The sequence below is a fragment of the Haemophilus parainfluenzae genome, from assembly GCF_014931415.1.
Classification (GTDB): domain Bacteria; phylum Pseudomonadota; class Gammaproteobacteria; order Enterobacterales; family Pasteurellaceae; genus Haemophilus_D; species Haemophilus_D parainfluenzae_AF.
In genome coordinates, this window is record NZ_CP063121.1 from 458,826 (window position 1) to 478,262 (window position 19,437).

General features: G+C 40.5%; 15 protein-coding genes. 8 read left to right on the forward strand and 7 right to left on the reverse strand.

Annotated elements, in window-relative coordinates; translation table 11 throughout:
* Positions 1-108 precede the first annotated feature (108 nt).
* The 3 genes from gyrB to INP93_RS02345 all read right to left on the reverse strand — a co-directional run bounded on the left by gyrB (position 109) and on the right by INP93_RS02345 (position 4,167).
* Positions 109-2,535: a DNA topoisomerase (ATP-hydrolyzing) subunit B gene (gene gyrB, locus INP93_RS02335; RefSeq protein ID WP_197545023.1), complete on the reverse strand. Its 2,427-nt coding sequence runs from the start codon at positions 2,533-2,535 to the stop codon at positions 109-111.
* Positions 2,536-2,710: 175 nt separating this feature from the next.
* Entirely contained in the window at positions 2,711-3,598 is an 888-nt protein-coding gene (locus tag INP93_RS02340; RefSeq protein WP_197545024.1) for a DUF3137 domain-containing protein, read from the reverse strand.
* An 11-nt stretch (positions 3,599-3,609) separates the two neighbouring features.
* Positions 3,610-4,167, reverse strand: coding sequence for a LemA family protein (locus tag INP93_RS02345; RefSeq protein ID WP_232087614.1), 558 nt, complete (start codon positions 4,165-4,167; stop codon positions 3,610-3,612).
* 404 nt (positions 4,168-4,571) lie between these two features.
* Between INP93_RS02345 and hybO the strand changes: the two genes are divergently transcribed.
* From hybO to hybE, 6 genes are all read left to right on the forward strand, one after another.
* Complete coding sequence (gene hybO, locus INP93_RS02350) at positions 4,572-5,720, forward strand: hydrogenase 2 small subunit (RefSeq protein WP_049380266.1); 1,149 nt, start codon at positions 4,572-4,574, stop codon at positions 5,718-5,720.
* 2 nt (positions 5,721-5,722) lie between these two features.
* Positions 5,723-6,763 (forward strand): hydrogenase 2 operon protein HybA, encoded by a 1,041-nt coding sequence (gene hybA, locus INP93_RS02355; RefSeq protein ID WP_049383968.1) that lies wholly within the window; start codon positions 5,723-5,725, stop codon positions 6,761-6,763.
* A complete protein-coding gene (hybB, locus tag INP93_RS02360; RefSeq protein ID WP_005695037.1) occupies positions 6,756-7,982 on the forward strand; it encodes a Ni/Fe-hydrogenase cytochrome b subunit in 1,227 nt (408 codons plus the stop codon). Before hybA ends, hybB begins: the two co-directional genes overlap by 8 nt.
* Positions 7,982-9,691: a hydrogenase 2 large subunit gene (gene hybC, locus INP93_RS02365; RefSeq protein WP_049365051.1), complete on the forward strand. Its 1,710-nt coding sequence runs from the start codon at positions 7,982-7,984 to the stop codon at positions 9,689-9,691. Before hybB ends, hybC begins: the two co-directional genes overlap by 1 nt.
* Positions 9,691-10,164 carry a HyaD/HybD family hydrogenase maturation endopeptidase gene (locus INP93_RS02370; RefSeq protein ID WP_197545025.1) on the forward strand — a complete coding sequence of 158 codons (474 nt, stop codon included), beginning with the start codon at positions 9,691-9,693 and terminating at the stop codon, positions 10,162-10,164. Before hybC ends, INP93_RS02370 begins: the two co-directional genes overlap by 1 nt.
* A gap of 90 nt (positions 10,165-10,254) precedes the next feature.
* Positions 10,255-10,842 carry a hydrogenase-2 assembly chaperone gene (gene hybE / locus INP93_RS02375; protein WP_197545026.1) on the forward strand — a complete coding sequence of 196 codons (588 nt, stop codon included), beginning with the start codon at positions 10,255-10,257 and terminating at the stop codon, positions 10,840-10,842.
* 110 nt (positions 10,843-10,952) lie between these two features.
* Here hybE and serA read toward each other — a convergent pair whose 3' ends face one another.
* The 4 genes from serA to lon form a co-directional block, all read right to left on the reverse strand.
* The gene (gene serA / locus INP93_RS02380; RefSeq protein WP_049369724.1) at positions 10,953-12,185 is read right to left on the reverse strand and encodes a phosphoglycerate dehydrogenase; all 1,233 of its coding nucleotides are present in this window, start codon (positions 12,183-12,185) and stop codon (positions 10,953-10,955) included.
* Positions 12,186-12,204: 19 nt separating this feature from the next.
* Positions 12,205-12,864: a ribose-5-phosphate isomerase RpiA gene (gene rpiA, locus INP93_RS02385; RefSeq protein ID WP_049364295.1), complete on the reverse strand. Its 660-nt coding sequence runs from the start codon at positions 12,862-12,864 to the stop codon at positions 12,205-12,207.
* 109 nt (positions 12,865-12,973) lie between these two features.
* The gene (gene hemW / locus INP93_RS02390) at positions 12,974-14,122 is read right to left on the reverse strand and encodes a radical SAM family heme chaperone HemW (protein ID WP_197545027.1); all 1,149 of its coding nucleotides are present in this window, start codon (positions 14,120-14,122) and stop codon (positions 12,974-12,976) included.
* 50 nt (positions 14,123-14,172) lie between these two features.
* On the reverse strand, positions 14,173-16,590 hold the full coding sequence (gene lon / locus INP93_RS02395) for an endopeptidase La (protein ID WP_070775119.1): 2,418 nt from the start codon (positions 16,588-16,590) through the stop codon (positions 14,173-14,175).
* A 235-nt stretch (positions 16,591-16,825) separates the two neighbouring features.
* On the opposite strand from lon, the gene INP93_RS02400 reads away from it, so the two are divergent.
* Complete coding sequence (locus INP93_RS02400) at positions 16,826-17,704, forward strand: VirK/YbjX family protein (protein ID WP_197545028.1); 879 nt, start codon at positions 16,826-16,828, stop codon at positions 17,702-17,704.
* Between the two features lie 171 nt (positions 17,705-17,875).
* Positions 17,876-19,399, forward strand: a complete 1,524-nt coding sequence (locus tag INP93_RS02405) for a YfcC family protein (protein WP_197545029.1) — start codon at positions 17,876-17,878, stop codon at positions 19,397-19,399.
* The last annotated feature ends 38 nt before the right edge of the window (positions 19,400-19,437 follow it).

A 19,437-nucleotide genomic window follows, 5' to 3' on the forward strand; every position in this document is an offset into this window, starting at 1 on the left:
AATAGATAGAATTGAGAATTATTTTTATTTTTGTGATCTAACTCAAAAAAATACCGCACTTGGATTCCCTAAGTGCGGTCATTTGTAGTGATATTTTTGAGTGTTAGACTAAACGTCTAGATTTGCTCTCAACGCATTCATTTCGATGAATTCACGACGCGGCTCAACTTCATCCCCCATTAATGTGGTGAAGAGTTGGTCTGCGGCGACAGCATCTTTAATCGATACTTTTAACATACGACGAGCATTTGGATCCATAGTGGTTTCCCAAAGTTGTTCAGCGTTCATTTCACCTAACCCTTTATAACGTTGGATTTCTAGGCCTCGGCGAGATTCTTTCATCAACCATTCAACAGCTTGTTCAAATGACTGAACAGGTTGCGTTTTTTCACCACGAGTGACGTAAGCGCCCTCTTCTAGTAAACCATTCACTTGCTGACCGAAGGCGGTAATCTTCGCAAACTCATTGCCCGTTACAAAATCAAAGTTGATGAAGTAATCGGTATCAATACCGTGTTTACGAACGGTAATGACGGCCTCATATACTTGGCGTTCGCTGTTAAATTGCGTTCTTGCTGAATATAAATGTGCTTCTGTTTCTTTTTCAGTTAAGTATGCCACAAAAGCATTCGCCCAATTTTCGACCGCACTTTCACTACGCATTAACTCAACGGTTAATTGTGGTTGGTAAACCAAACCTTGTAATAATGGCTCTGGATAGTAACGACTTAAGCGCGTAATTAATTTCTGAACATTGTTATATTCACTCACTAATTTCTCGAACACTAAATCATTCATTGCTGGTGCATTAGCACTGATGTGCAACGCTGCGCCATCAAGTGCAAGCATTAATTCATATTGCACCATTTCGTCGTTATCTTTGATGTAACGCTCTTGTTTACCTTTTTTCACTTTATAAAGTGGCGGCTGAGCAATATACACGTAACCACGCTCAATTAATTCTGGCATTTGACGATAGAAGAAGGTCAACAATAACGTACGAATGTGTGAACCGTCCACGTCCGCATCGGTCATGATAATGATGTGGTGGTAACGTAATTTATCTGGATTATATTCATCGCGGCCAATACCACAGCCAAGCGCTGTAATTAATGTGCCCACTTCTTGAGAAGAAAGCATTTTGTCAAAACGCGCTTTTTCAACGTTAAGAATTTTACCTTTTAATGGCAGAATCGCTTGGGTTTTACGATCACGACCTGATTTTGCCGAACCACCCGCAGAATCCCCCTCCACGAGGTAAAGTTCTGAAAGTGCTGGATCTTTTTCTTGGCAGTCCGCTAATTTACCCGGAAGGCCTGCAATATCCAATGCGCCTTTACGACGAGTCATTTCGCGGGCTTTACGTGCTGCTTCGCGCGCGCGCGCGGCTGTAATAATTTGATTTACAATGATTTTTGCATCGGCTGGATTTTCTAATAAATATTCCTGCATGCGCTCATTCATAGCAGATTCAACCGCACTTTTCACTTCAGAAGACACTAATTTGTCTTTTGTTTGTGAAGAGAATTTAGGATCGGGCACTTTCACCGAAATAATCGCAACCAAACCTTCACGAGCGTCGTCACCTGATGTGCTCACTTTCTCTTTTTTCAGCAACCCTTCGCTTTCCATATAGTTATTTAAGCTACGCGTTAATGCACCACGGAAACCGGCTAAGTGAGTACCACCATCACGTTGTGGAATGTTGTTGGTAAAGCAATAAACGTTTTCGTTTACACCATCATTCCATTGCAATGCGACTTCCACACCAATTCCGTCTTTTTCCGCTGAAAAGTAGAACGGTTTTGGGTGAATTGGATTTTTGTTTTTATTTAAATACTCAACGAATGCTTGAATACCACCTTCATAATGGAAGTGATCTTCTGTGCCATCTCGTTTGTCGATTAAACGAATCGATACGCCAGAGTTTAAGAATGAAAGCTCACGTAAGCGTTTTGCTAAAATTTTGTAATCGAAAGTTGTAATCGCAAAGATTTCTGGACTTGGCCAGAAACGCACCGTTGTACCCGTCGCTTGCGTTTCACCGATAATAGTTAAAGGCCCTTGAGGCTCACCTAAGTGATAGAATTGCTCGTACACATGACCTTGGCGACGAATGGTTAATTGCAATTTATCAGAAAGTGCATTTACTACCGAAACACCCACGCCGTGTAAACCACCTGATACTTTATAAGAGTTATCATCGAATTTACCACCCGCGTGAAGCACGGTCATAATAACTTCAGCCGCAGAAACCCCTTCTTCTGGGTGAATATCTACTGGAATACCACGGCCGTCATCTTGCACGGAAACAGAATTGTCATCATGAATAGTAACGATAATATCGGAACAATAGCCGGCAAGCGCTTCATCGATCGCGTTATCCACTACCTCAAACACCATATGGTGTAGGCCTGTTCCATCATCGGTATCCCCAATATACATGCCCGGACGTTTCCGAACCGCATCAAGCCCTTTTAAGACTTTAATACTTGATGCACCATAAGCATTTTCTGTAACCGGTGTTTCTGACATAGTTTTTCTCTATTTTGTAATGAAAATTGTACGGAATTATAGCAAAAAACTGACTATTTTGCGAAATAAAAGTGCGGTCAAAATTTTCGGTGTTAAAAACCCAATAAACAAGTACATAGCATATAAAACAAAAAGACGAGTTTTTATCTAAACTCGTCTTTTATTACATTAACACTTATTTCCAAATATGGTTATTTAACCCGAGTTCTTTCACCATATCTGTAAAGCCTTTGATACTCGAAATATAATCACGAATCGTATTGTCTTCTAGCAATGACTTTTCAAAGGACGGTTCAAAACTATTCTTTCCTAAATTAAGCGCAATAATCACTTCTCGGTTACGAAGTACCATCGAAATAGGGCAATTAAATTTCTCTTTCAATCCACAAAAACGTTCCATTAACTTAGGCGATAAAGCATATCTGGCTAAGATTTGATCTTCAGTAAATACATCAAAATAGCGATTAAAAGACGGATTATCCATCAAGGCAATTTCACCTTCTTTTCTTAAACCTGCTTCTTTCTTATCACAAACATAAACCCAATGAGTCAGCTCTTTAGGGAAAGTGGCTTTAAATAAAATGCCTTGGAAATTCTGAGCACCTAATGCTTTAACGGATTTCTCTTTCAACGACATGTTAAATGCTGAAAAATCACAGATTTCAACTTCAGTTTGGTTAAACTCACCAAAGATTAAATCCTCACTACGGAAGGTCGCGGGACCACTATCATAAATGGAGAGGAAATCACCAATATTCAGTCCTCTATCTGCGTTAAACTGGAAACCAAATTCCTGGACAATTGTATTAATCACGCGAGTTTTAAATTCTGCGATAAAACGCTTATATTTAAAAAATAAATGACGAAAAGAATAAATGAGCACACCAAGGATCAATGCTGTACTTAATAGATACCCATTCCCTATCGTTCCAATGAGGAAAAATAACCCAACGCATAGCATAATAATCCATTTATTGATGAGGGATTTTATGGCTAAACGTTCCTCATCTAACTTTTCTAATCCCAGAAAACGAATCCCTTCAATTTCTTTTGGTGTATTCATGGTTTTTCCACTTATTGTTTAAATAAATTACCCACATTAGGCACTTCAGCTTCATTCTGAGGAATATCAAAAAATGTTCCTTTCTGGAAATTAAACAAGTTTGCAATTAAATTTGACGGGAACATTTCCACAGCATTGTTATACTCTTCAACTGCTGAATTATAAGTACGTCTTGCTGCAGAGATTTGCTCTTCCACATCACTAAGTGTGGTCTGAATTTGCAAAAGATTTTGATTGGCTTTGAGATCCGGATAATTTTCTAGACGAACCTGTAAATTACGCAATAAACCCGAAATCTCATTATTGAGTTGGAATTTCTCGCTTGTAGAATGGGCTGATTTAGCACTTTCACGTAACGTCACAATACGCTCAAGCAGGCTACGCTCATGCGACATATATTCCTTAGCGGTGGCGACAAGGTTTGGCAACAAATCATAACGACGTTTCAACTGAACATCCACACTGGCTTCAACACTACTCACCTGATTACGTTTTTTAATCAGTTTGTTATACATTGAAATAGTGAAAGCTAAACTGAGAAGGACAATACCCACAACTATATTCATCATTGTTTCTCCATAGAAAATTTTCCCTACTCAGTATAGGGAAAAGCACAATAAAATCTATTCACTTAGACAATATTTTGTTGATAAAAATCAATAAAACCAAGAATTTAGTTTTATCCATCTTCCCCATTCACATCAGCCAGAAGTGCGGTCAATATTCACGAAATTTTTCTGAGCCCAAATCCTTACTTTATTATTATGATTTAGTGTACAAAAAATGGACTCCAAGTGAATGTGGCGCAAATAAATAACAATCATTCTCAATAACTAAGTAAAAACAATCACTTACCCACTTATTTTGTAAGGAAAATAAGGGTATTTTTGATTACGATCAAATAAATTTCCCGCATCAAGGCATATCATAGTTAAATTAACCATACAAGTAACGTGCCAATTGGAGTGATTATATGCAACGAAGTGATGGATTATTTTCTGCTTTAGCAGAAGTTTCCCGTCGGGATTTTATGAAGTTATGTACCGCACTTGCGGCGACTATGGGGTTAAGTTCAAAAGCGGGTGCAGAAATGACTGCTGCTTTAACCGAACCTAAACGTCCACCAGTATTATGGATTGGTGCGCAAGAATGTACGGGTTGTACTGAATCCTTGCTACGTGCGACCCACCCAACAGTAGAAAACTTGGTATTGGAAATGATTTCCTTAGAATACCACGAAACCCTTTCTGCAGCCTTCGGGGAACAAGCTGAAGATAATAAACACAATGCAATTAAACAGTATTATGGAAAATATGTTTTAGTCGTAGATGGATCTATTCCGGTAAAAGACGGCGGCGTCTATTGTATGGTAGCAGGCAAACCGATTGTAGAACACATCCAAGAAGCCGCTAAAGGGGCTGCCGCGATTATTGCGATCGGTTCTTGTGCGGCATGGGGTGGCGTACCTTCTAGCGGTGGCAACCCAACTGGCGCAAGCAGCTTATCTGAAGTCTTACCAAAAGGCACGCCAGTAATCAATATTCCTGGCTGTCCACCAAATCCACACAACTTCCTTGCAACTGTCGCTTATATTCTTACTTATAAGAAACTACCTGCAATGGACAAATTAAATCGTCCATTATTCGCTTACGATCGATTAATTCACGAAAACTGCTATCGTCGTCCGCACTTCGATGCAGGTCGCTTCGCTAAAGAATACGGTGATTACGGTCACCGCAACGGTTGGTGTTTATATCATCTTGGTTGTAAAGGGCCAGAAACTTACGGCAACTGCTCTACCTTAGAATTCTGCGATGTCGGCGGTAATAACTGGCCGGTCGGTATCGGGCACCCTTGCTATGGTTGTAACGAAAAAGGTGTCGGCTTTACCAAAGGTATTTTCCAATTAGCAGGCGTAGAAAATCCAACACCACGCGTTGAAAAACCAGACGTCAACAACACCGAGGGTTCAGGTGCAACCATGACAGCTATTGGTTTATTAGGCGGTGCAGCTGCAATCCTAGCAGGCGTGAGTGTTGTGACCTTACGCGAATTAAGCGCTCAACATAAAGCTCGTTCTGAAGCTAAAGCTGCAGAGAAAGAAGAACATACAGGTAAATAATAATGGATAGACGAAAATTTCTAAAAGCGGGTATGCTTGGCGGAATCGCATCTACTTTGCCTGTATCAAATGTGCAGGCATCGGAAGCGGTTGAGCCTATTCCCGGTGCACTAGGAATGCTTTATGACTCTACCCTTTGTGTAGGTTGTCAGGCATGCGTGGCTGAATGTCAAAACGTGAACCACACACCCGTGAATCCAAAAGGTGATCAAACTTGGTCAAATAACGACAAACTCACACCGTTTACTCGTAACGTGATTCAAGTATGGAGTGATGGTGACGGCACAAATAAAGACAAAACCGAAAACGGTTATGCTTATGTGAAAAAACAATGTATGCATTGCGTTGACCCTAACTGCGTTGCCGTTTGCCCTGTTCAAGCACTCACCAAAGATCCAAAAACGGGTATCGTGAAATACGATCCCGATATTTGTACTGGTTGCCGTTATTGCATGGTGGGTTGTCCTTTTGATGTACCAAAATACGACTACGACAATCCATTCGGTGAAATCAGCAAATGTGAACTCTGTAACCAAAAAGGCGTTGAACGCCTAGACAAAGGTGAATTACCTGGTTGCTGTCATGTTTGTCCGACTGGTGCCATTATTTTTGGTACACGTGAAGAATTATTGGCGGAAGCAAAACGCCGTTTAAGCTTATTACGTGGTACTGAATATGATTACCCACGTCAACACGTCAATAGCACAGATAAATACCGTGCTACTGTGCCAGCATATCAATATCACATCTACGGTGAAAAAGAAGGTGGTGGTACACAAGTACTTGCCTTAAGTGGTGTACCTTTTGCTAACCTTGGTTTACCAGACTTAGATGAAGTCGCGACAGGTTCTCGTGCAGCGCATTTACAACACTTCTTGTATCGCGGTTTAGCATTGCCATTAGTCGCACTGGCTGGTTTAACCTTTATGACTTACAAAAATATGCATGGCGATAAAATCGCTGAGCGTATTGCAGCACAAAAAGAAGCCATGCGTCAGGCACGCAAGGAAATCGAAGAAGCGGAGGATGAGCATCATGAGTAATCCACGTCCGGTAGGCGGTCGCCTTGTTTCTGCCGCAATTCTCTTTTTTGCACCACTTGCTGTGCTTTGCGTTTTATTAATTTTAAAACGTTTGGTTTTCGGTATTGGTTCTGTGACCGCACTTAATGGCGGTTATCCTTGGGGTTTATGGATTGCCTTTGACTTACTTGTCGGTACAGGATTTGCCTGTGGCGGTTGGGCACTCGCTTGGACCGTGTATATTTTCAATAAAGGGAAATATCACGCTCTTGTTCGCCCAGCATTGCTTGCAAGTTTATTCGGCTATTCCCTTGGTGGTTTATCTATCACCATTGATATGGGGCGTTATTGGCATTTACCGTATTTCTACATTCCAGGGCAGTTCAACACGAATTCCGTTCTATTTGAAACGGCATTTTGTATGACGGTGTATATCATCGTGGTGACCCTAGAATTTGCCCCTGTATGGCTTGGTTTCTTCGGCTTGAAAAAATGGTTTAATAAACTGAATAAAATCATGTTTTTCATTATTGCCTTGGGTGCCTTGTTACCAATGATGCACCAATCTTCAATGGGTTCCTTGATGATTGTAGCTGGTCACAAAGTCCATCCGGTATGGCAAAGCTATGAAGCACTACCAATTCTCTCCTTGCTGACAGCTTTCATTATGGGCTTCTCTATTGTGATTTTTGAGGGTTCTTTAGTTAAAGCGGGTCTTGCAGGAAAAACACCAGATGAACGTCATTTATTTACTCAATTGGCACGCGTTACCGCTGGATTAATTTTCTGTTTCTTAGCGGTGCGTTTTGGTGAGTTGATTTATCACGACAAACTGCAAATGGTTGTAGGTTTCGATAAATTAACTAAATTTGAAGCATGGATGTTCTGGATGGAAGTCTGGTTGATGGTATTACCGTTACTGACCCTCTTCCTCGGGGAGAAAAAATCAGATTCCCGTTGGTTATTTATTTCGGCATTAAGCATGTTACTCGGTGCAGCATTATGGCGTATGAACTACTCGCTTATCATGTATAATCCGGGCAACGGCTATCAATATTTCCCATCTGCGGAAGAATTGCTTATTTCAATCGGTTTCGTATCTATTGAAGTATGTGCCTATATTTTAATCATTCGTTTATTCCCTGTATTACCGGTATTTAAAGAAAAACATACCGAAGACTCAGAAAAAATTATTGCCGAAAAAGCGGCATTCAGCAAAAAAGTTAGCGGAGCAGAATAATGTCAGAAAAAAAACGTATCTCAATTGACCCAATTACCCGTATTGAGGGTCATTTACGTATTGATTGCGAAATTGAAAACGGTGTTGTCACCAATGCTTGGTCTTCTGGTACCATGTGGCGAGGTATGGAAAATATCGTAAAAGGTGCCGACCCACGTGATGCATGGATGATTATGCAACGTATTTGTGGCGTATGTACCACTGTACACGCGATTATCAGCGTACGTGCTGTAGAAGATGCTATAGGCGCTAAAGTTCCCGTCAATGCACAGTATATTCGTAACATGATTCTTGCTGCCCACAGCATTCACGACCATATCGTACATTTCTATCAACTCTCCGCGATGGACTGGGTGGATATCACCGCTGCACTAAAAGCAGATCCTGAAAAAGCGGCAGATATGCTAAAAGGTGTCTCTACATGGTCATTAAACAGTGCTAACGAATTCCGCAACGTACAGAAAAAAATCCAAGCATTAGTGGACAGCGGACAACTTGGTATTTTCGCTAACGGTTATTTTGGTCATGCAGCAATGAAACTTCCACCAGAAGTCAACCTCATTGCCGTTGCACACTATTTGCAAGCTCTTGAATGTCAACGTGATGCTAACCGCGTGGTGGCATTACTCGGTAGTAAAACACCACATATTCAAAACTTAGCGATTGGTGGCGTAGCAAACCCAATTAACTTAGATTCCCAAGCAGTACTAAACCAAGAACGCCTCATGTTTGTGAAAGCGTGTATCGATCGCTTAACTGACTTTATCAACCAAGTGTATAAAGTAGATGCAGCAGTATTTGCGGCTTACTATCCTGAATGGTTAAGTTTAGGTAAAACATCGGGTAACTACTTATCTGTGCCAGAATACCCAATTGATGCAGATAACTCTAAATTCATGTTAAAAGGTGGTTATATCGAAAATGGTGATTTATCGACTTTCCGTGCAATCGACCAACAAAAAGACGAGTTTGTTGTAAAAGGTATTAAAGAAAGTGGTAAACACGCTTGGTACGAAGATGATGAGCCATTAGAACCTTGGGCGGGCTTAACTCGTCCGAAATATACCGGCTGGCAAGATGATGGTAAATACTCTTGGGTAAAAGCACCAACCTTCTACGGTAAAGTTGTCGAAGTGGGTCCTCTCGCCTATTTAATGTGTGGTTTGGCTGCGAATGACACGCCAACTGTCAACCACTTCAATGAATTAAAAGGCATTTATGAAAAATTGACTGGTAACACGTTAACTACCGATCAATTACATTCTACCCTTGGACGTATTATCGGTCGTACCGTGCATTGCTGTGCGATCAACGACATTTTAAGCGCTCAATGGCAAATGCTCATTGATAATATCGCTAAAGGTGATATGACGGCGTATATCAAAACAGATATTCCAGCAAGCGGTGAATTCCGTGGTGTTGGTTTCGGTGAGGTACCACGTGGTATGCTTTCTCACTGGGTTGTCATCAAAGACGGGCGCATTGAAAACTACCAAGCCGTTGTACCATCTACATGGAATGCGGGTCCGCGTAATGAACAAGACCAAATGGGTCCTTATGAGCTTTCCATTATTGGTACACCAGTGGCAGATCCAACTAAACCGTTAGAAGTGGTCAGAACCATTCACTCTTTCGACCCTTGTATGTCCTGTGCCGTACACGTAGTTAATACCGAAAACGGCGAAGTCACTGAAGTGAAGGTGTTGTAATGAAGCCGTTAATTCTTGGCGTCGGAAATATTTTGTTGAGCGATGAAGGTGTCGGTGTGCGCGTGGTGCAGGAGCTTGAAAAACGCCCTGAAATTCAACCGCACTTTGACATCATCGATGGTGGTACTTGTGGCATGGAATTACTGGATGCGATGGCAAACCGCGAGCATTTGATTATTGTCGATGCCGTGCTTGCTAATAAACAGCCAGGTGAGATTGTCGTGTTACATGACGAGCAAGTGCCCACCTTTTTCTCTCGCAAAATTTCGCCACATCAACTCGGCATTTGTGATGTACTTTCTGCAATGAAATTAACGGATGAATTTCCCAAACACCTTTGTCTCATCGGCATCCAACCAGAATCGCTAGAATCTGGAATTGGTTTAACGGAAACGATACAAAGCGTGTTACCAAAGGTTTTTGAAACGTTAAATCAAGTCATTAAGGAATACGGCTTAACGCCCACTATTTAGAATAGCAAGGAATTTAATAGCCAATCACTCATAGCACGCATCTTTTGATGCGTGCTTTAATTTAATTAAGTTTTATGTGAAAAATAAACCATGTATCGACACGAAAAAACACCTGACAAAAAGCAAAGCTTTTTGAACGTTGGCTTTGCCAACGGCTCTGAAGGAGCGAGTAAATCTTCAGGATTTACGAGTAAAAACCCTACCGCACTTTTAACCTCTGTTACTGGCTTTGAAGAAAACCCAACGGAGATTTTCCTTGCCGAAATGCAAAACATTGTACCTGAAATGCAAGATCTCCCTTTTTATCACAAAGGCATCGAGTGCTTCTGCCCTAAATTTGTTTTATTCGAAGACCAATGGATCGGCACAGTATTAACCCCGTGGATGATGAGTGTGGTGATTCTACCTGGCCCTCAACAACAATGGGAACCACGTGAATTAGGTGATAAACTCACTGTGCAACTGCCTTACAAAGCACTTACTTTCACCGTTAGTAGTCTTGAAAATGTACCGCAATATTTAAGTTGTTCCTTGCATTCACCGCTCGATCCAAATCTGACTAATGAGCAAGCAGTTCAACTCACACAAGATTGTTTGCGTATGGTTTTATCCATACCAACCGCACAGCCGACATTTAATTCTGATCGCCGTAATCTATTTAAGGCGATGATCAAATAAATGTTAGCTGCAAACAGTTAATAAAAATGGGCAAAGTAAACTAACTTACTTTGCCCATTTTGCTTTCCATTCCACACAAAGTGCGGTCAGTTTTTACTTAATTTTTCAAATTAATACAATACACGTGCTTTAATTGTACCTTCAATTTCACGAAGTTTAGCCAATAACGGTGACGCATCATCTGTTTCGATATCAACGACCACATAACCAATTTTCGGATCGGTTTGTAAAAATTGTGCTGCAATATTGAGATTAGCTTCAACGAAAATTTGGTTCAATTTGTTTAATACACCAGGACGATTTTCGTGAATATGAAGTAAACGTTTTGTACCAACGTGTTCTGGCAAGGATACTTCAGGGAAATTCACGGAAGAAAGGGTTGAACCGTTATCTGAATATTTCACAAATTTACCCGCTACTTCAAAACCAATGTTTTCTTGCGCTTCCGCGGTTGAACCACCGATATGCGGGGTTAAGATCACATTATCAAATTTACGTAGTGGCGAAACAAACTCTTCATTGATTGATGCGGGCTCAACAGGGAATACGTCAACCGCTGCACCACGAACTTTACCTTGTTCAAGTGCAGCTGCTAAAGCATCAATATCCACTACCGTACCACGTGCCGCATTGATCAAAATAGAATCTTGTTTTAATTGCGCAATACGTTCAGCACTCATTAAATTACGAGTTGAAGGTAAATCTGGTACATGAAGCGAAATCACATCACAAGAACCCAATAACTCTTCAAGTGTGTGTAATTGTTTTGCATTACCCAATGGCAATTTATTTTCAATATCGTAGAAATATACTTCCATCCCTAGAGATTCCGCAATAATACTTAATTGCGAACCGATATGGCCGTAACCCACGATACCTAATTTTTTGCCGCGCACTTCATGAGAACCCACTGCCGATTTATTCCATAAACCACGATGCACATCGGCATTCGCTTGAGGAATATTGCGCATTAAGAGCAAAATCTCACCCAACACTAATTCAGCCACAGAACGGGTATTAGAGAATGGCGCATTAAATACTGGAATCCCACGCATTTTGGCTGCATTAAGATCCACTTGGTTAGTACCGATACAGAAACAACCAATAGCAATCAGCTTAGGCGCCGCTTCAATCATTTCAGCGGTTAATTGGGTGCGAGAACGTAAGCCAATAAAATGCGCATCTTTAATGGCTTCTTTTAGCTCATCACCATCTAAAGCTTTTTTGTAAAAGTCGATATTGGTGTAGCCCGCCGCATGCAAGGTATCTAATGCACTTTGGTGCACGCCCTCTAATAGCACAAATTTAATTTTTGATTTGTCGAGTGAGACTTTGTTTGTCATGTTTGCTTCCTTATTTTTATTAATCAATAATTTTTGCGCCGTCTGGTGTACCGACAATCACAATATCCGCCCCACGTAAGGCAAAAATACCATTTGTTACTACACCTGCGACATTATTCAATTCTTTTTCCATTTCCACTGGATTTAAAATAGCGAAGTTATGTACATCTAAAATCACGTTGCCGTTATCAGTCACCACGCCTTCACGATATTCAGGTGCGCCACCAAGAGAGACTAATTTACGACCGACTTGTGAACGTGCCATTGGAATTACTTCTACTGGTAATGGGAACGTGCTACCTAACACATCCACTTGTTTACTAGAATCCACGATACAAATAAATTTTTTCGCTAAAGCAGCCACAATTTTTTCACGAGTCAGTGCCGCACCGCCGCCTTTGATCATCATTTTTTGTGGATTGATTTCATCTGCGCCATCCACATAAATATCTAAACTAGATACATCATTAGCACTAAACACTTCAATGCCCTGTTTACGTAATAATTCTTCTGAGGCTTTAGATGCTGCTACCGCGCCTTGAATTTGATCTTTTAATTCACCTAAGGCTTCAATAAAACAATTCACTGTTGAACCACTTCCCACGCCAACAATGGTATCGGGCTTAACATATTTTAACGCCGCACGTGCCGCTAATTTTTTCATTTCTAATTGGTCCATTTTTCTCTCCCTTTTAAATCGTGGATAACAACGTAAACGTTTGCTTTACTTTAATACGACACTATTAAATAAACAAGTGTAAAAATTTATTCGTGATGATGAAAAAATTTTATTCATCTAAAAAAAGTGCTAACAGCTCGTTCAAAAACAATTTTCCGTGTTCGGTGATTTGCCAAGAATCTAGTGTTTCGACGATATAATTTTGCTGAATGGCCAAATCAATTTGATTTTTGACCGCACTTTGCGAAAGCTTGGTGTAATGTTCAAACTCTTGTTTTGGCACGGCCTCCAATAAACGAAAACGATTCATGAAGAATTCAAAAGCGCGGTCATTTTTTTCCACGTTTTTTTCTTCATAAAGGTACTCACCTCGCAAATACCCTTTTGGATGCTTCGTTTTAGAACAACGTAAAATATCGCCATTAGGGAAAGTGAGTTTTCCATGTGCGCCACAGCCTATCGCCAAATAATCCCCGAATCGCCAATAATTCAAATTATGCTGACACTGAAAGCCTGGTTTCGCATAAGCGGATGTTTCATATTGCTGATAACCGGCTTCAGTTAAAAGTTGGTGACCTTGCTCAAAAATATCCCAAAGATCATCATCATCCGGCAATGTAGGCGGACGATAAGCAAACATGGTGTTGGGTTCAATGGTGAGTTGATACCAGGAAAGATGTGGCGGAGCAAGCTCTATGGCTTGTCGCAAATCATCTAAGGCTTCCTCAAGCGTTTGGTTTGGCAAGCCATGCATTAAATCCAAATTGAAACTTTTTAATCCAGAAACTTTCGCCAAACTGACCGCACTTTTAGCTTCCGCCACATTATGAATACGCCCTAAACGTTGTAATTTATCGTCATTAAAACTTTGGATGCCCATGGAAATACGCGTTACGCCAGCATCCACATAGCCTTTAAAACGCTCCGCTTCGACAGTGCCAGGATTGGCTTCCATGGTGATTTCAATATTCTCTGAAAAAGGAATACGACGTTGAATTTCTGCTAATAACAACTTGATACTTTCCGCTGAAAATAAACTCGGCGTGCCACCACCAATAAAAATTGAATGAAGTGGACGATTTTGAATACTAGCCTGATATTTCTCTAAGTCTGTCTCAAGATCGGCGATCAGATGTTGCACATATTCTTGTTCAGGAATTGTGCCTTTCTGTGCATGCGAATTGAAATCACAATAAGGGCATTTCTGCACACACCAAGGAATGTGAACATAAAGGGAAAGAGGAGGAAATTTTTGCATAATTAAAAGTCAAAAGGGCTTGTTTTCACAAGCCCTAAAAAAATAAGTCATTAATTGACCGCTCTTGCTGTTTTAGTCGCAGCTTTACGGCGTGGTGCTTTCGCTTTCGTTTCCACTTTCACGAATTCAATGCCTTCCGGTGGATTCTCTAACGCTAAGCCTAACACTTCATCAATGGTTTCTACCGCATGAATCGCAAGATTTTCTTTCACGTTATCTGGAATTTCTTCCAAATCTTTCACATTATCTTTTGGAATCAATACAGTTTTAATGCCACCACGATGTGCCGCAAGTAATTTTTCTTTTAATCCGCCGATTGGTAATACTTTACCGCGTAGGCTGATTTCACCTGTCATTGCGACATCGGCACGCACTGGGTTACCCGTTAAGCAAGAAACCAATGCGGTACACATTGCGATACCTGCACTTGGACCATCTTTTGGTGTGGCACCATCTGGCACGTGAATATGAATATCACGTTTTTCATGGAACTCAGAATTGATACCCAATTTTTCAGCACGTGCACGGACTACAGTCATCGCTGCTTGGATAGATTCTTTCATCACATCGCCCAATGAACCGGTGAAGGTTAATTTACCTTTACCCACTACTGAAGCGGTTTCAATGGTCAGTAAGTCACCGCCCACTTCTGTCCACGCAAGGCCTGTTACTTCGCCTACACGGTTTTGCGTATCCGCTTTACCGAATTCAAAACGTTTCACACCAAGATAGTCATGCAAGTTATCTGAATTAACGATAATGGATTTCACTTTTGGATTGACCAATAAATTCTTCACCGCTTTACGACAGATTTTAGAGATTTCACGCTCTAATCCACGCACACCAGCTTCACGGGTGTAATAACGGATAATATCTAAAATGGCGTTTTCTTCAATGGTTAATTCGCCTTTTTTCAATCCATTACGTTCAATTTGTTTTTGCAACAAATGACGCATCGCAATATTGAGTTTTTCATCTTCGGTATAACCAGAAAGACGAATAACTTCCATACGGTCTAGCAATGGACCAGGAATATTCATGGAGTTTGAGGTTGCCACAAACATCACATCAGACAAATCGTAGTCAACTTCAAGATAATGATCATTGAAGGTAGTATTTTGTTCTGGATCAAGCACTTCTAATAAGGCTGACGCAGGATCACCACGCATATCCGAAGACATTTTATCGATCTCATCAAGCAAGAAGAGTGGGTTTTTCACGCCAACTTTTGCCATTTTTTGAATCAATTTACCCGGTAATGCACCAATATAAGTTTTACGGTGACCACGGATTTCTGCTTCATCACGTACTCCACCTAATGCCATACGCACATATTTACGACCTGTTGCATTGGCAATAGATTGACCTAGTGAGGTTTTACCTACCCCTGGTGGCCCGACTAAGCAAAGGATTGGACCTTTGATTTTGTTTAGACGTGCTTGCACTGCAAGATATTCTAAAATGCGTTCTTTCACACGTTCTAAACCGTAGTGATCCGCATCTAAAACCTGTTGTGCTTTTGCGATATCTTTCTTCACTTTAGTACGTTTATGCCATGGCACTTGAAGCATCCACTCAACATAGCTACGCACCACCGTTGCTTCAGCAGACATCGCTGACATCATTTTGAGTTTTTGTAACTCACTCTCTACTTTTTCGCGCACATCTGCCGGCATACCTGCCGCTTCAACCTTTTGACGAAGTTGTTCAACTTCATCAATGGTATCTTCGCTTTCGCCTTCGTCCATTTCTTTGCGAATCGCTTTAATTTGTTCGCTAAGATAATAGTTACGCTGACTTTTCTCCATTTGTTTTTTCACACGGCCACGAATACGTTTTTCAACTTGAAGAATATCCGCTTCAGATTCCATCATGCCGAGCAAGTATTCTAAACGCTCTTGCACATCTGCAAGCTCTAATACGCTTTGTTTATGGCGAACAGTTACTGGAATATGCGCAGCCATGGTATCCGCTAAACGATCGGCATCATCAATGCGTTGTAATGCACCTAAAACGTCTGCAGGAATTTTTTTATTGAGTTGAAGATAGCTTTCAAATTCATTTAAAACAGCTGCCTTCACCACATCTAATTCTTTTTCATCACCAAATGTGGTTTCAATCGGTGTAACTTCCGCAGAAAAATGGTCTTCACCATCATTTAATTGATTGATTTTCGCGCGTTGTTGCCCTTCCACCAACACTTTCACTGTGCCGTCTGGCAATTTTAATAATTGAATAATATTCGCAATCGTCCCGACATCGAATACATCATCAACGGTAGGTTCTTCTAAATCCGCTTGCTTTTGTGACACCAATAATAATTGTTTGCCCTCATTCATGGCTTCATCAAGGGCGCTAATCGATTTTGCACGCCCAACAAAAAGTGGCATCACCATATAAGGGAAAACGACAACATCCCGTAATGGCAATACAGGAAGTGTACGTTGTTGAGTTCTTTTGGCGTTCATAATTATCTCTCTTACATCAATTCTATAATTTCATTGAATATGGGGATGAGTTGCATAAATTCAAGGTAGGATTTGGCATATTAAGGAGAAATCGAAAAATAGGCAAGTAAAGAACCACCTTTATTGATGGTTAATTGGAAAAACCATGGAATACAGGTACAATAAGTGCGGTCAAAAATCAGCATGATTTTACCCAATAAAAAACGTTTGAAAAAATAACCGCACTTTATCCATTATGACAGCAAAACAAACTATTACTTTCGCGACCTTTCAAGAATTACTACCCGATTCTTGTAATCATCCATTAAAAAAACAGTTAAGGGATAAAGCCCGTTATTACGGACGCAAATTTTTATTTAAAAAACAATGTGATGCACTGGTTGATTTCTTAAATGATAATCAAACCTGGATTCCGCTTTTTCAACAAAATCCATATCGTTTTAATGCATTGCTCGCAACCTATTGTGACAAACGTTTTTCCGCAACAGATCGACTCAATGCCATTATCAATAATCTGTTGATGATTGAAGAAAAAATGGGTGTAGAATTTTGTAAAAAACTAATCCAAGAAAAATCCCTGTTATTAGTACAATTAACAGAACAGCTTGGTATTTATTTCAATATCAACCAGATTGACCCTTTCGAAGGTTATTTTTCCATTAACTTAAAAGACAATAATGGGCGTAGCATCTATGACGCATCTTTCACCTTCTTAAAACCAAATAAGTTACTTATTGCCTCTATTCAAGGGCCCTCTTATGAAGACGCTCAAGAAGCCGTGAAACAAGCCACAAAAGAATTACACGGTGTTCGCCCGATGTTTATGTTGATGAATGTTTTCCGCTTGTTAGCTGAAAAATGGCAATGCGAATTAATCGGTATCCCTCACACTTCACAAGGCAAATACCGTTTATCTGCGCGCAGTAAAATTCTATTCAATTACGATGAATTTTGGCAGGAAAACCAAGGGCAATTAAAAGATCAATATTGGCAATTACCGCTTAAAAGTGCTCGCAAACCACTGGAAGAAATCGCCAGCAAAAAACGTTCGATGTACCGAAAACGTTATGAAATGTTGGATGATTTGAGTGAAAAAATTGCTCAATTTTCCTAAATAAAATAGACTTAAGCCAGGTTTAATTACAATGAACTCTGGCTTAGGTAAACGATTGCCAACCTTGCTATTATTGCATTCGTTCAAAAATCATCCTTTGCTTTTTTGTTCTTTTTGTGTAGAATACGCGCTCGGCTTATTGATTAATCCGAACACAAGGAGTTCTCCATAATGGAAGCATCAAAGAAAAAGATGAAATTCCCTTCCGCATTTAGCATTCTCTTTATTATTCTTCTTATTGCTATTGGTCTTACTTGGCTTATTCCCTCAGGGTCCTACTCTAAACTTTCCTACGACAGCACCGAAAATCATTTTATTGTCAAAACCCACGGAATTCCCGATCAAAGCTATCCAGCAACAGAACAAACCCTTAATCAACTCAATATCAAAATTCAACTTTCTAATTTCACCAACGGCATTATCAAAAAGCCGATTGCTATCCCCGATACCTATCAACGCATTGAACAACACGAAAAAGGCATTACCGATATGATTCACGCCATGGTAGATGGCACCATTGAAGTCGCGGATATTATGATTTTTATCTTCATACTCGGTGGGATGATTGGTGTGATAAACAAGACTGGAGCCTTTAATGCCGGATTAATGTCTCTCACCAAGAAAACAAAAGGAAATGAATTCTCTGTTGTCTTTGCTGTCTGTGTGTTGATGCTGTTAGGCGGTACGGCTTGTGGTATTGAAGAAGAGGCGGTAGCCTTCTACCCGATTCTTGTTCCTGTCTTTTTAGCCTTAGGTTATGATTCGATTGTCTGTGTTGGTGCCATATTCCTTGCCGCATCAATGGGTACAGCCTTCTCTACAATCAATCCATTCTCCGTTGTTATTGCTTCAAACGCGGCAGGGATTCCATTTACTGAAGGGATGGGATTTCGCACACTGGGACTTATTCTTGGTGGAACCTGTGTAATAGCCTACATGTATTGGTACTGTAAAAAACTGCGTGCCAATCCTGAATTTTCTTATACCTATGACGATCGCCAAGCCTTCTATGATCTCTATATGAAAGATATTGATCCGAATGCAACCGTTGAATTTACCTTTAGAAGAAAACTGATTCTGATTCTATTTAGTGGCGCCTTTCCTCTCATGGTATGGGGGGTGATGTTTGGTGGTTGGTGGTTCCCTCAAATGGCGGCTTCCTTCCTAGCCATTACCATCATTATTATGTTTATCAGTGGATTGCCTGAAAAAGATGTTGTAAATGGGTTTACTCATGGTGCTTCTGAATTAGTCGGTGTCGCATTGATTATCGGACTCGCTCGAGCAGTTAATATCATTCTAGAGCAAGGAATGATTTCTGACACGATTCTCGATTATATGACTCATCTTGTTGGTGGAATGAATGGCGGCGTCTTTATTATTGGTCAGCTCATTGTCTTCATTTTCTTAGGATTGGTTGTACCTTCCTCTTCAGGCCTTGCCGTACTCGCTATGCCAATTATGGCACCGCTGGCTGATACTGTGGGCATTCCAAGAGATATCGTCGTATCGGCTTACAACTGGGGACAATATATTATGTTATTCCTTGCACCAACAGGATTGGTCCTTGTCACGCTACAAATGCTTGGTATTCCATTCAATAAATGGCTGAAATTTGTCATGCCAATCGTGGGCTGTCAATTTGTTATCTCATCGATACTTCTTCTCGTTCAAGTATTTATGTATGCACAATAAGCAATAAAATAAAAAGCCACGCAATCTAGCGTGGCTTC

Bases quoted from the DNA above. Each gene is read 5' to 3' on its own strand.
- INP93_RS02400 (WP_197545028.1), top strand. From the start codon at position 16,826: ATGACAGCAAAACAAACTATTACTTTCGCGACCTTTCAAGAATTACTA.
- hybE (WP_197545026.1), top strand. From the start codon at position 10,255: ATGTATCGACACGAAAAAACACCTGACAAAAAGCAAAGCTTTTTGAAC.
- hybA (WP_049383968.1), top strand. From the start codon at position 5,723: ATGGATAGACGAAAATTTCTAAAAGCGGGTATGCTTGGCGGAATCGCA.
- hybO (WP_049380266.1), top strand. From the start codon at position 4,572: ATGCAACGAAGTGATGGATTATTTTCTGCTTTAGCAGAAGTTTCCCGT.
- serA (WP_049369724.1), bottom strand. From the start codon at position 12,185: ATGACAAACAAAGTCTCACTCGACAAATCAAAAATTAAATTTGTGCTA.
- rpiA (WP_049364295.1), bottom strand. From the start codon at position 12,864: ATGGACCAATTAGAAATGAAAAAATTAGCGGCACGTGCGGCGTTAAAA.
- hybC (WP_049365051.1), top strand. From the start codon at position 7,982: ATGTCAGAAAAAAAACGTATCTCAATTGACCCAATTACCCGTATTGAG.
- gyrB (WP_197545023.1), bottom strand. From the start codon at position 2,535: ATGTCAGAAACACCGGTTACAGAAAATGCTTATGGTGCATCAAGTATT.
- hemW (WP_197545027.1), bottom strand. From the start codon at position 14,122: ATGCAAAAATTTCCTCCTCTTTCCCTTTATGTTCACATTCCTTGGTGT.
- lon (WP_070775119.1), bottom strand. From the start codon at position 16,590: ATGAACGCCAAAAGAACTCAACAACGTACACTTCCTGTATTGCCATTA.
- INP93_RS02340 (WP_197545024.1), bottom strand. From the start codon at position 3,598: ATGAATACACCAAAAGAAATTGAAGGGATTCGTTTTCTGGGATTAGAA.
- hybB (WP_005695037.1), top strand. From the start codon at position 6,756: ATGAGTAATCCACGTCCGGTAGGCGGTCGCCTTGTTTCTGCCGCAATT.
- INP93_RS02370 (WP_197545025.1), top strand. From the start codon at position 9,691: ATGAAGCCGTTAATTCTTGGCGTCGGAAATATTTTGTTGAGCGATGAA.
- INP93_RS02405 (WP_197545029.1), top strand. From the start codon at position 17,876: ATGGAAGCATCAAAGAAAAAGATGAAATTCCCTTCCGCATTTAGCATT.
- INP93_RS02345 (WP_232087614.1), bottom strand. From the start codon at position 4,167: ATGATGAATATAGTTGTGGGTATTGTCCTTCTCAGTTTAGCTTTCACT.